Source organism: Pelomonas sp. V22, from assembly GCF_030014915.1.
Lineage (GTDB): Bacteria > Pseudomonadota > Gammaproteobacteria > Burkholderiales > Burkholderiaceae_C > JAUASW01.
Genome location: NZ_JAGIXS010000008.1, coordinates 279,961 through 292,217, shown reverse-complemented (window position 1 = coordinate 292,217; position 12,257 = coordinate 279,961). Strand labels below are relative to the sequence as shown.

Below are 12,257 nucleotides of genomic sequence, written 5' to 3'. Positions count from 1 at the left end.
GCCCATGCTCACCAGACCTTGCAGCGCTGCGCCTCGGGCTTGACCATCTTCTGGCCCGGCTTGCAATTGAAGGCGCGCTCGAACTCGGCCATGTTCACCACCACGCCGTTGATGCGGTAGCGGCCGGGCGAATGCGGATCGGTCTTGGCCTTGACGCGCAGGGCCTCCGGCCGCGCGTCATTGCAGTCCCACTGCGCATAGCCGACGAAGAAGCGCTGCTCGGGCGTCAGTCCGTCACGTGAGGCGGGCTTCATGTCGGCGATCTGGGCCTGCCAGGCGGCCCAGGCCAGCACCAGGCCGCCGAGGTCGGCCAGGTCCTCGCCCAAGGTCAGCTTGCTGTTGATCTTGATGTCGTCAACGATGGTGTACGTGGCGTACTGGTCGGCCACGCAGGCGGCGCGCTTCTCAAACGCAGCGCCGTCCTTCTTGCCCCACCAGTCCTTCAGGTTGCCCTGGGCATCGAACTGCCGGCCCTCGTCGTCGAAGCCATGCACCAGCTCGTGGCCAATGGTGCCGCCGGTGTTGCCGTAGTTGGGCGCGTCGTCCAGCTTGGCGTCGTACAGCGGCGGCTGCAGCACGCCGGCCGGGAAGTTGATGTCGTTCATCTGCGCGTCGTAGTAGGCATTCACCGTCTGCGGTGTCATGCCCCATTCGCCCCGATCCAGCGGCTGGCCGATCTTGGCCAGCTGGCGGCGCAGCTCGAAGCCATGGCCGGCCTGCACATTGGCCACGAAGCTGCCGCGCGCCACCGGCAGCGCCGAGTAGTCGCGCCAGCGATCGGGGTAGCCGACCTTGTTGACGATGGCATGCAGCTTCTCCTGCGCGCGCTTTCGCGTGGCCGGGCTCATCCATTCGAGCTTGTCGATGCGGGCCGCCATCGCGGTCTCGATCTGCGTCGTCATCTTCAGCGTGGCTTCCTTCAGCGCCGGGCTGAAGTTGCGGGCCACGAACTCCTGACCCAGGGCCTCGCCCATCTGCACATCGACGAGTTCGACGCAGCGCTTCCAGCGGGCCTTGAGTTGCGGCACGCCATTGAGCGTCTGGCCGAAGAAGTCGAAATTGGCCTGCACCAGCTCGGGCGACAGCAGGGCCGCATGGCTGGACAAGGTCTGCCAGCGCAGATAGGTCTTCAGCTGGGCCAGCGGCAGCGCCTTCAGCTGAGCGGCGAAAGCCTTCATGAAGGCGGGCTCGGTGACGTTGAAGCGCGTGAGGCCGGCCGGCGCGCCCAGCGCCTGCTGGTAGGCCGCCCAGTCAAAGCCCGGCGTCAGCGCCTGCAGGCCCTGGGCATCGACGACGTGGAAGCTCTTGTAAGGATCGCGCTTGTCGACCTTGCTGAGCGAGGCGCGCGCGAGGGCGGTTTCGATCTTCAGCACCGTCTTCGCTTCGGCACGAGCCGCCGCAGGCGTGGCACCGCCGAGTTCCAGCAGGCGGGCCACATGGGCTTCAAACTGGCTGCGCAGCTTGACGGACTTGGCGTCCTTGCCGAGGTAGTAGTCGCGGTCGGGCAGGCTCAGACCGCCAGCGACGGCAAAGGCGATCTGGCGGCTGGCGTCGGCGAAGTCCTGGCCCGAGGAGAAGCGGAAGAAGAAGCGCTCGTTGTTGGTGGCCAGCTGCAGCGCGGCCAGCAGGGCCGGCAGCTCGCGCTTGTCGGCCAGGCCGTCGATGCGGCTGAGCAGCGGCTGCAGCGGCGCCAACCCTTGTTCGCGGGCCGCGTCTTCATTCATGCAGGCACCGAAGTAGTCGCCCATCTTGTCCTGGTTGGCCGTGCGCTCGGGGCCGCCCTGCGCGAGCTTGTCCAGCACGCCCCAGAGGTAGCGCTGGTTCTCGTTGGCCATCTTGGCGTAGACCGACCAGCGCGACTGGTCCGAGGGGATGGGGTTGTTCTTGTTCCAGTGGCCGCACGCGAACTGGTAGAGGTCCTCACAGGGGTCGACCGAGCGGTCCATGGCCTGGGTGTCCAGGCTCGGGGTGTAGGGCAGGGCGGTGAGCGGGGTTTCGGTGGCAGACGACTGGGCGCTCGCGGGCTGGCAGCACAGGGTGGCCGCGAGCGCAAGCAGGCTCAAGGCGGCGGAGGAACGTTGGATCATGGGCTGGGCGGGTACTTGTATGTACAAGCCGGCCATTCTCGGCCAGGCCACCGCCACCACCGTTCGTCAGGCCCTAGCGCAAACCCGCGTTGATCTTGTCCAACAACGCGGCCCCCGGGCACAAGTCGGCCTCGGCCAGCTGGTTCAGCGGCCGGGCCACGGTCTTCAGGCCCTGGTGCAGGTCGCGCGCCTGCGGGTCCACGTAGAGCAGGCCGGTGGGGATCACGCCCTCGGCCTGCAAGGCCTGCAGGTGGTTCATGGCGCCGAGGCGGTCGGTCGGGTCGTAGTCGGCCAGCACTCTTTGCAAGCGCATCTGCGAGCCATCAGGCTGGGGCACGAGGATCTCGCCTTCGTCGCCCGCCGCATTCTGCTCGGCCGCCAGGTCAATGAAGTCGATGCGGTTCAGCGCCTCGTTGTGCTCGCGCACATGGTCGTAGGAGCGCGTGCTGCCGGCATGGTTGTTGAAGGCCACGCAGGGGCTGATCACGTCGATGAAGGCGGCGCCGCCATGGCGGATCGCGCCCTCGATCAGGGGCACGAGCTGGGCCTTGTCGCCGCTGAAGGAGCGGGCCACATAGGTGGCGCCGAGCTGCAGCGCGAGCGCCACCAGGTCGATGGAGGCGTCGTTGTTGGTCGCGCCCTTCTTGGCCACCGAGCCGCGGTCGGCCGTGGCGCTGAACTGGCCCTTGGTCAGGCCGTAGACGCCGTTGTTCTCGACGAGGTAGACCATGCGCACGCCGCGCCGCATCGCATGGGCAAACTGGCCGAGGCCGATGGAGGCCGAATCGCCGTCGCCTGAGATGCCGAGGTAGAGCAGCTCGCGGTTGGCCAGGTTGGCCCCGGTCAGCACGCTGGGCATGCGGCCGTGCACGGTGTTGAAACCGTGGCTGGCGCCGAGGAAGTAGTCCGGCGTCTTGCTGGAGCAACCTATGCCCGAGAGCTTGGCCACGCGGTGCGGCGCGATGTCCAGCTGCCAGCAGGCCTGGACGATGGCGCCCGAGACCGAGTCATGGCCGCAGCCGGCGCACAGCGTCGAGACCTTTCCTTCGTAGTCGCGACGCGTGTAGCCGACCTTGTTCTTCTGCAGCGAGGGATGGTGCAGCGTGGGTTTGGCGAGATAGGTCATCGCTGTGCTTTCCTACCTGGGTGTCGTGGCCAGCGCATGCACATGGCGCGTGATCGCCTCGGTGATGAAGCGGGCGGTGATGGGCGTGCCGTCGAAATGCAGGATCTTGGTGAGCTTGGCCGGCGCCACCTCCAGCTCGTTGACCAGCAGGCTGCGCATCTGCGCATCGCGGTTCTGCTCGACGACGAAGACCTGCTCATGCGCCGCGATGAACTCGAGCACCGCAGCGGGGAACGGGAAGGCACGCAGCCGCAGCGCATCGACATGGATGTCGGCCTCGCCGAGCGCCTGCAAGGCCTCGTCCATGGCCGGGCTGGTCGAGCCGAAATAGATCACCCCGAGCCGCGTCTTGCGGGCCGCCGGCTTCAGCAGCGGCGGCGGCACCAGGGTGGCGGCCGTGGCGAATTTCTTCAACAGGCGCTCGACGTTGTAGACATAGTCCTCGCCCTTCTCCGAGTAGCGGGCCTGCGGATCGCGCGTGGTGCCGCGCGTGAAGTAGGCGCCCTTGCTCGGGTGCGTGCCGGGCAGGGTGCGCCAGGGGATGCCGTCGCCGTCCACATCCTTGTAGCGGGCGAACTCCTTGCCGGCCTCAAGCTGCGCGGCCGTCATCACCTTGCCGCGGTCGTAGCGGCGCTCGTCGCTCCAGGCCAGCGGCTCGCACAGGCGCTGGTTCATGCCGATGTCGAGGTCGGTCATCAGGAAGACCGGCGTCTGCAGCCGGTCTGCGAGGTCCAGCGCGGCGGCGGCCATCTCGAAGCATTCGCGCGGGTCTTCGGGCAGCAAGAGCACATGCTTGGTGTCGCCATGCGAGGCATAGGCGGCAGCGATCAGGTCGGCCTGCTGCGTGCGCGTGGGCATGCCGGTGGAGGGCCCGCCGCGCTGCACGTCGATGATGGTCAGAGGGATCTCGGCGAAGTAGGCGAGGCCCAGGAACTCGCTCATCAGCGAGACGCCGGGGCCGCTGGTCGCCGTGAAGGCGCGCGCGCCGTTCCAGCCGGCGCCGGTGATCATGCCGATGGAGGCGATCTCGTCCTCGGCCTGGATGATGGCGTAGCGCTTCTCACCCGTCGCCGCGTCGACGCGGAACTTGCCGCAGTACTTCTCGAAGGCCTCGGCCACCGAACTCGAGGGCGTGATCGGGTACCAGGCGCAGACGGTGGCACCTCCATAGACGCAGCCCAGGGCCGCAGCCGCATTGCCATCGACAAAGATTCGCTGGCCCACGCGGTCGGCGCGCCGCACCTGCAGGCCGAGCGCATCGCCGAGGTGGTCGCGCGCGAACTCGCGGCCGGCATGCAGGGCACGCACGTTGGAATCGAGCAGGCGTTCCTTGCCCTTGTACTGCTCGGCGAACAGGGTCTCAATCTCCTTGGGATCAATGCCCATCAGCTGCGACAGCGCGCCCAGCACCATGATGTTCTTGAACAGCTGGCGCTGGCGCGAGTCCTCGTAGGTGGCGTTGCAGATGGCCGTCACCGGCATGGCGATCACATGCACGTCGGCGCGGAAGGCCTCGGGCGGCAGTGGCCGGGTGGAGTCGTAGAACAAGTAGCCGCCGGGGCTGATCTCCTGCAGGTCCTGGGCCCAGGTCTGTGGGTTCATCGCCACCATCATGTCGACACCGCCGCGCCGGCCCAGCCAGCCGGCCTCGCAGACCCGCACCTCGTACCAGGTGGGCAGGCCCTGGATGTTGCTCGGGAAGATGTTGCGCGGGCTGACCGGCACGCCCATGCGCAGGATGGCCTTGGCGAACAGCTCGTTGGCGGAGGCCGAGCCCGAGCCGTTCACGTTGGCGAACTTCACGACGAAGTCGTTGACCGCTTCTATCCGGCTCATGCGGCAGCCCTCCGCGTCTCATGGTCCCGGCAGGCCGGCCCCGCTTTGGTGGTCTGCAAGAGGAACTTCTGCATGTCCCAGGCACCGGTGGGGCAGCGCTCGGCGCAGAGGCCGCAGTGCAGGCAGACGTCTTCGTCCTTGACCATCACGCGGCCGGTCTTGAGCTCGCCGGAGACATAGAGATCCTGGGTCAGGTTCAGGGCCGGCGCATGGAGCTGCTGGCGCAGCTCGGCCTCCTCGCCGTTGGCGGTGAAGCTGATGCAGTCCATCGGGCAGATGTCCACGCAGGCATCGCATTCGATGCACTGCCTGTCGGTGAACACCGTCTGCACATCGCAGTTCAGGCAGCGCTGCGCCTCCTTGAAGGCGGTGGCCGCGTCGAAGCCCAGCTCGACCTCGACCTTGATGCTGGCCAGGGCCTTCTCGGCCGCCGTCCAGGGCACCTTGTAGCGTGCGTCGTTGGCAATGGCGTTGTCATAACTCCATTCATGAATGCCCATCTTCTGCGACAGCAGGTTCACATGCGGAGGCGGCCGCTTGCTCACCGCCTCGGCGTGCAGATAGCGGTCAATGGACACGGCCGCCTCATGCCCATGGGCCACGGCCGTGATGATGTTCTTGGGCCCGAAGGCCGCGTCGCCGCCGAAGAAGACCTGGGGCAGGCTGGACTGGAACGTCAGCGCATCGAGCTGCGGCAGACCCTGCTCGTCGAATGCGATGCCGGCATCGCGTTCTATCCAGGGGAAGGAATTTTCCTGGCCCACGGCGATCAGGACCTCGTCACAAGGAATCCTCAGCTCCTCGCCGGTCTGGGCCTTCTTGAAGCGCATGCCGGTGAGCTTGCCGTTCTCATGCTCGAAGGCCAGGGGCACATGGAAGTCGAGGATGGGAATGCCCTCGTGCTCGGCGTCTTCCTTCTCCCAGGGCGAGGCCTTCATCTGCGCGTAGCCGCTGCGCACGGCCACAGTCACGCTCTTCGCGCCCAGGCGGCGGGCGGAACGGCAGCAGTCCATCGCCGTGTTGCCGCCCCCGAGCACAATGACGCGGGGCAAGACGCTGGTGACGTGGCCGAAGGAGACCGAGGCCAGCCAGTCGATGCCGATGCGGATGGTGGCGCCGGCTTCCTGGCGACCGGGCAGCTGCAGGTCGCGCCCCCGCGGCGCGCCGCAGCCGACGAAGACCGCGTCATAGCCCTCGCCCAGCAGCGCCTTCATCGAGGCGATGCGCTCACCGGCCCGCAGCTCGACGCCGAGGTTGAGGATGTGGCCGCATTCCTCGTCGATCACCGATTCAGGCAGGCGAAAGCGCGGGATCTGCGTGCGGATGAAGCCGCCAGCCTTGGCCTCGCCGTCGAAGACGGTGACCGCATAGCCTTGCGTGGCCAGGTCGCGCGCCACGGTCAGCGAGGCCGGGCCCGCGCCTATGCAGGCGACCTTCTTGCCGTTGCGCGGCAAAGGCATGGGGAAGAGCGCGCGCACCTCCTCGGTCTTGTTGTCAGCGCAGACCCGCTTCAAGCGGCAGATCGCCACAGCCTCCGGCTTGGCCGCATTTTTTTCCTCGACCCGCCCGCGCCGGCAGGCCGGCTCGCAGGGCCGGTCGCAGGTGCGACCCAGCACGCCGGGGAAGACGTTGGACACCCAGTTCACCATGTAGGCCTCGTCGTGGCGGCCCTGGGCGATCAGGCGGATGTACTCGGGGACGGGGGTATGGGCCGGACAGGCCCACTGACAGTCGACGACCTTGTGGAAATAGGCCGGGTCGGCAATATCGCTGCGCTGCACCGTGGAAGCCCTCCTGTGCGGATCACAGCGACCTGCACATTCGCGGTGCCATCAAGGGCACCGGTGCACCACTGTGTCGGGCCAGTCTACGCCCGCCGCACCAGGCTGGGCTGCGCGGGCAAACCCGGGCGCACCAGCGGGGCGCACGGCCCTTGTTCAGCCCGGCTTGCGCAGCACGTCCTTCTGCCAGACCTGGTCCAGCTTCTTCGCTTCGCGCGCCCAGACCGCCGGCTGCAGCGCGCGCGCATTGCGGTACTGGGCGCTGTCGACCAGGCGCCCGCGCACGGCGGCCGGCAGGTCCAGCTGGTCGATACGGATGGGCCGGGCATTGCCGCGCGCCAGGTTCAGCTGGCCGGCGTCGCTGAAGATGTATTCGCGCGTCAGTTGTGCCGCATGGGGATGGGGAGCGTAGCGGTTCAGCACCGGCGCATAGCCGCTCAGCACCGAGCCGTCGGCCGGTATCAGCACCTCGAAGTCGGCCGCATTGGCCAGCCGGTGGCGGAATGACAGGGCATTGAAGTCCCACATCAGGTAGACATCGGCCACGTTGGCCTTCATGCGGGCCACGCCCGGATTCATGTTGACCAGGCGGCCACGCGCGGCCAGTTCGGCGAAGCGAGCCAGGGCCGGGTCGAGCCGGGTTTCGCTGCCACCCAGCGCCACCGCCGCCGCCAGCACCACGGCGTTGGCCTGCGCCGTGGGGCCGACCTCGCCCGTCATCACGCGCAGCGACTTGTCCTCGAACAAGTCCTTCCAGCTGCGCGGTGCGCGGGCCGCCAGCCGGGTGTTGACCGCGAACGCAATGGTGCCGGTATAGGCCAGGGCCCAATGGCCTTCGGGGTCGCGAGCCCAGTCGGGAAGCTGCTCCCAGGGGGCGGGTTTGTGCGCCCGTGTGAGGCCGGAGGCCTTGGCCAGGCCGGCGAACTCGAAGCCCAGGTCGACGATGTCCAGCGTGGCTTCGCGGCCCTCGGCCTGCAGCCGCGTGAGCATCTCGCCGCTGCTGCCGTTGAAATCCTGATGGGCCAGGCCATAGCGGTGTTGCAGGTCGGACCAGGTGGCACGCCAGTTGGCCCAGAAGTCCGGCATGCCGCCGCTGACCACACGGCCCTCGGCGCGCGCCGCCTTCTCGAGCTCGCCGAGCGCGGTGCCGGCCGCCAGCCCTGGCCGGGCCGCCAACAGGCCCAGCAGGGCGCTCAGGTGGTGGCGGCGGGACAGGTTCATGGCGGGCTCGGGGACTGCCGGGCCAGCTTAGCATCGGCCCACAAAGGGTGGTACGGTGCGGACCCGGCCAAACACCGCCCCTCGCCCTGGGATAATCACCCCGATGCTGCCGACCCTCCGCAACCCCTTGCTACGCCCGCTCGCCGCCAGTCTGGCGGCTGCCGTCCTGCTGAGTGCCTGCGGCTCGCCGGCGCTGCAGGCCACGCCCAAGACCTCGGTCTACCTGAACGAGAAGTTCCAGAGCGACGAGACCTTCTCGCGCCTGTTCGACGGCAGCGTGGCCGAGACCTGCGAGGCGGCGCGCCGCGCGCTGTTGAGCCAGGGCTACATCATCACCAGCGCCCGCGAGGGCGGCATCAATGGCAGCAAGCGCTTCCAGCCCGAGGGCGAGGTGCACGTAGAGCTGAGCTTCAACATCGTCTGCGTGGCCGATGGCAAGAACAGCCAGATCGCCACCGCCTACGTCTCGGCCCAGCAAGACCGCTACGCAATCAAGAAGAGCACGAACGCCAGCAGCATAGGCATCAGCGCCATCGGCTCGATCTCGGTGCCGCTGTCCTCGTCGCAGGATTCCCTGGTCAAGGTGGCCAGCGAGACCATCCCGGCCGGCGAGTTCTATGACCGCTTCTTCGCACTGATGAACCGCATGCTGAAGGAGCAGGCCAACGACAGGCGCGAGGGCGACAAATGAAGGCGACCCTGCCGCTGGCACTGGCCGCCGCAGCCCTGCTGGCGGGCTGCGAGGTGCTGTACGACATGGGCCAGCAGACGGCCCTGCGCGACTGCGAGCAGATGCAGGATGCCAGCGCCCGCACGGAATGCCGGCGCCGCAACAGCCAGGACTACCGCGACTACGAGAAGCAGCGCCGCCAGCTGCAATTGCCCTCGGCCGCGTCGGGGGCGCAGCGATGAGCGGCGGCAGCCGCCTGGTCTACTCCACGGAGACGGGCCGCACCTGCCCCGACTGCCGCCAGGCGCTCGCGGACTGCCGTTGCGCCGCGCTTAAGAAGGCTGCCAAGCCGGCCGGAGATGGCATCGCCCGCGTCTGGCGCGAGAGCAAGGGCCGGGGCGGCAAGACCGTCACGCTCGTCAAGGGCATGGCCCTGTCGGACGACGATCTGCAGGCCCTCGGGAAGAAGCTGCGCGCCGCCTGCGGCACCGGCGGCACGGTCAAGGACGGCGTGATCGAGATCCAGGGCGACCATGCCGATCGCGTGACCGAGCTGCTCATCAAGGCCGGACATCCGGCCAAGCGGGCGGGCGGCTAGTACAGTCCGGCGACCTCTTCGTCGCCTGGATTGACAAGCCCATGTTCAAGCTCACCCCGCTGCTCGCCGCCGCCCTCCTCGCCACCAGCGCTCTCGCCGCACCGCCCACGCTGACCACCGTCTCCGAGCGCAGCGGTTTCCTGAAGACCGGTCGCTACGAGGAGGTCGAGACCCTGTGCCGCGATTTCGCCAAAGCCTATCCGGGCCGCGTGCGCTGCTGGGAGTTCGGCCGCACGCCGCAGGGCCGGCCGATGCTGGCCCTGGTGGCCTCGGACAGCGGTGCCCTGAGCCCCGCCGACGCGCGCAAGAAGGGACTGCCGGTGGCCCTGATCCAGGGCGGCATCCATGCCGGCGAGATCGACGGCAAGGACGCCGGCTTCCAGGCGCTGCGCCAGGTGCTCGACGGCCAGGCCGCGCCCGGCGCCCTGAAGAAGCAGGTGCTGGTCTTCGTGCCGGTGTTCAACGTGGACGGCCACGAGCGCTTTGCCGCCTGGAACCGCCCCAACCAGCGCGGCCCCGAGCAGATGGGCTGGCGCACCACGGCGCAGAACTACAACCTCAACCGCGACTACGCCAAGGCCGACGCGCCCGAGATGCAGGCCATGTTGCGCCTGATCGACCTGTGGGACCCGCTGCTGCTGGTGGACCTGCACGTGACCGACGGTGCCAAGTTCGAGCATGACGTGGCCGTGCAGGTCGAGCCGGTGCATGCCGGGGACGAGGCCTTGCGCGACGTGGGCCGCGCCTGGCGCGACGGCGTGGCGGCCGACATTGCGAAGCAGGGCTCGCTGCCGGTGGTCTTCTACCCTTCGTTCAATGAGGACGACAACCCGCTTTCGGGCTTCACCGATGGCGTCTCGCCGCCGCGCTTCTCCACCGGCTACCCGCTGCTGCGCAACCGGCTCTCGATGCTGGTGGAAACGCATTCCTGGAAGGACTACCCGCACCGCGTGCGCGTGACCCGCAACATCGTGGTCTCGGTGCTGGAGCGAATGGCCGCCAATGGCAAGGCCTGGCAAAAGGTGGCGAAGGAGGCCGACGGCCGCGCCGCCCAGCTGGCCGGCCAGAGCGTGGCCCTGAGCTGGAAGGCCAGCCCCAAGGTCCGCGAGATCGAGTTCCGGGGCTATGCCTACACGCGCACGCCGAGCGAGATCTCCGGCGCCTTGATGACGCGCTACGACGAGAGCAAGCCCGAGCTGTGGAAGCTGCCGCTGCGCGACGAGATCCTGCCCGACCTGCAGATCACCGCGCCCAAGGCCGGCTACCTGATCCCGGCCGAGCATGCGGCCTGGATGGCCGACAAGCTCAAGCTGCACGGCCTCAGCTACCGCGTGCTGAAGGCGCCGCAGGGCAAGGCCGAGGTGCAGACCTTCCGCGCCACCATGGCCAAGCGCGGCGCACAGTCGGTGGAGAGCCACCAGCGCCTGGACCTGCAGGGCCAGTGGGCCGCAGAAGCGCGCGACGTGCCGGCCGGCTCGCTGTTCGTGCCCATCGCCCAGCCCGGTGCGCGCCTCGTGATGTCGCTGCTGGAGCCGCTGGCGCCCGATTCGTTCGCGGCCTGGGGTTTCTTCAACAACCACTTCGAGCGCAAGGAGTACATGGAGGGCTATGTGGCCGAGGAAGTGGCCCGCGAGCAGCTGGCCGCCGACCCGGCGCTGAAGGCCGCGTTCGAGAAGCGCGTGGCCGAGGACGCGGCCTTCGCCAAGAGCCCGGCCCAGCGCCTGGACTTCTTCGCCCGCCGGCACAGCAGCTGGGACGACCGCTTCAATCTTTACCCCGTGCTGCGGACGGACCGTCAGCCCTGAATCCAGCCCTGAGCTTGCGGTCGAAGAAGTCGACGATCCTGGCCTCCACTGCCGGCACTTCGGTCGCGCGGTCGAAGCCCGGCGGGTCGTTGATCAGCTGGCCAACCAGGCCGGTGAGCCCCGGCGGCAGCGGTGACAAATAGGCGCCATGGCCGCCGGTCTTCAGCTCCGCCAGCAGCTCGCAGCGTGGCAGACAGGCCGCAAGGATGCGGTCCGCGTGGAAGCGGGGATGCAGCCAGGTGTCCTCTCGGGCCGTCAGCAAGGCGAGGGCAGCGCTGGGCTGCGCGAGCGAGGCCGGATCGAAGTCGGCTGCTGCCGGCACGGCCGCCACCACCGCCGTGATGCGCGGGTCATGGTGCTCGCGCAGCTGCTGGTCACCGGCGAAGTAGGCGTGCAAGACCCGGGTCGCGACCCACTTCTTCAGGCCGTCGGCCCAGCCGCCGGTCAGCCGCGTGGCGAGGCCCACGCAGGCATTGAAATCCTCGGCCAGGTTCGCCTCGCAATGCCGGTAGAACAGCGCCGGTGACCAGCGCCCGCCGGCCAGCGAGAGGGCCGTGTGCCCGCCGGCCGACATGCCGTAGGCGCCGACCTGGCGCAGGTCCAGCAGCGGCGCAAAGCGCGCATCGGCCGCCACCGCGTCGATGGCATCTGAAACCTCGGCCGGCCGGCGCGTCCAGCTCTCGGGGCCGGGCTTGCTGTCGTTGCGGTAGTTGTCCGCATGGTGGCGGGGCGAGGCCACCACATAGCCGGCCTCGACCAGGGACCGGGCCAGCGTGAAGTGCACCCAGGGCGAACCGCCCGAGCCGTGCGAGATCACAACCAGGCGGCCATTGCCGGCACGCGGCGGCGCATCGACCGCAATCTCGAAGCTGCCGAACAGGCGGCGCTCGGGTCGTCCGGCGGCATCGGTCGGATAGAACAGCGTCACCGGGTTCTCGTCGCCGGCCCACAGCTCGGTCTGACCGACACCGGCCCAAGCCCCTGCGCAGACCATCCAGCCGGCCATCAGGGCAGCCAGAGCACCCTTCCATTTCATTCGCGTCATTCAAGCCTCCATCACCGGCACCCTGCCGGCGGTGGCCCACTCTCGCGGGGTCGGGTCTTGCCGTCTCGCCGATTCCTGGCCGAGCAGG

General features: G+C 68.6%; 10 protein-coding genes. 4 read left to right on the top strand and 6 right to left on the bottom strand.

The genetic code is table 11. The features are described 5' to 3' along the window. Nucleotides 1-8: 8 nt before the first annotated feature. From J7U46_RS22255 to J7U46_RS22235, 5 genes are all read right to left on the bottom strand, one after another. Nucleotides 9-2,087, bottom strand: a complete 2,079-nt coding sequence (locus J7U46_RS22255) for a M13 family metallopeptidase (protein WP_282829432.1) — start codon at nucleotides 2,085-2,087, stop codon at nucleotides 9-11. Between the two features lie 73 nt (nucleotides 2,088-2,160). Continuing rightward, on the bottom strand, nucleotides 2,161-3,213 hold the full coding sequence (locus J7U46_RS22250; protein WP_282829431.1) for a 2-oxoacid:ferredoxin oxidoreductase subunit beta: 1,053 nt from the start codon (nucleotides 3,211-3,213) through the stop codon (nucleotides 2,161-2,163). 12 nt (nucleotides 3,214-3,225) lie between these two features. After that, a complete protein-coding gene (locus tag J7U46_RS22245; RefSeq protein WP_282829430.1) occupies nucleotides 3,226-5,049 on the bottom strand; it encodes a 2-oxoacid:acceptor oxidoreductase subunit alpha in 1,824 nt (607 codons plus the stop codon). Beyond that, a complete protein-coding gene (locus J7U46_RS22240) occupies nucleotides 5,046-6,830 on the bottom strand; it encodes an FAD-dependent oxidoreductase (protein WP_282829429.1) in 1,785 nt (594 codons plus the stop codon). Before J7U46_RS22240 ends, J7U46_RS22245 begins: the two co-directional genes overlap by 4 nt. 156 nt (nucleotides 6,831-6,986) lie before the next feature. Beyond that, on the bottom strand, nucleotides 6,987-8,051 hold the full coding sequence (locus tag J7U46_RS22235; RefSeq protein ID WP_282829428.1) for an extracellular solute-binding protein: 1,065 nt from the start codon (nucleotides 8,049-8,051) through the stop codon (nucleotides 6,987-6,989). 103 nt (nucleotides 8,052-8,154) lie between these two features. On the opposite strand from J7U46_RS22235, the gene J7U46_RS22230 reads away from it, so the two are divergent. The 4 genes from J7U46_RS22230 to J7U46_RS22215 are packed head-to-tail and all read left to right on the top strand — an operon-like array spanning nucleotide 8,155 to nucleotide 11,124. Continuing rightward, nucleotides 8,155-8,742: a DUF2242 domain-containing protein gene (locus tag J7U46_RS22230; RefSeq protein WP_282829427.1), complete on the top strand. Its 588-nt coding sequence runs from the start codon at nucleotides 8,155-8,157 to the stop codon at nucleotides 8,740-8,742. Next, on the top strand, nucleotides 8,739-8,963 hold the full coding sequence (locus tag J7U46_RS22225) for a hypothetical protein (RefSeq protein WP_282829426.1): 225 nt from the start codon (nucleotides 8,739-8,741) through the stop codon (nucleotides 8,961-8,963). The genes J7U46_RS22230 and J7U46_RS22225 overlap by 4 nt, the downstream gene beginning before the upstream one ends. Continuing rightward, nucleotides 8,960-9,319, top strand: a complete 360-nt coding sequence (locus tag J7U46_RS22220) for a translation initiation factor Sui1 (RefSeq protein WP_282829425.1) — start codon at nucleotides 8,960-8,962, stop codon at nucleotides 9,317-9,319. Before J7U46_RS22225 ends, J7U46_RS22220 begins: the two co-directional genes overlap by 4 nt. A gap of 41 nt (nucleotides 9,320-9,360) precedes the next feature. Further along, nucleotides 9,361-11,124, top strand: a complete 1,764-nt coding sequence (locus J7U46_RS22215) for a M14 family metallopeptidase (RefSeq protein WP_282829424.1) — start codon at nucleotides 9,361-9,363, stop codon at nucleotides 11,122-11,124. Here J7U46_RS22215 and J7U46_RS22210 read toward each other — a convergent pair. Next, nucleotides 11,084-12,169, bottom strand: coding sequence for a dienelactone hydrolase (locus J7U46_RS22210; protein WP_282829423.1), 1,086 nt, complete (start codon nucleotides 12,167-12,169; stop codon nucleotides 11,084-11,086). The genes J7U46_RS22215 and J7U46_RS22210 overlap by 41 nt on opposite strands. Nucleotides 12,170-12,257 lie beyond the last annotated feature (88 nt).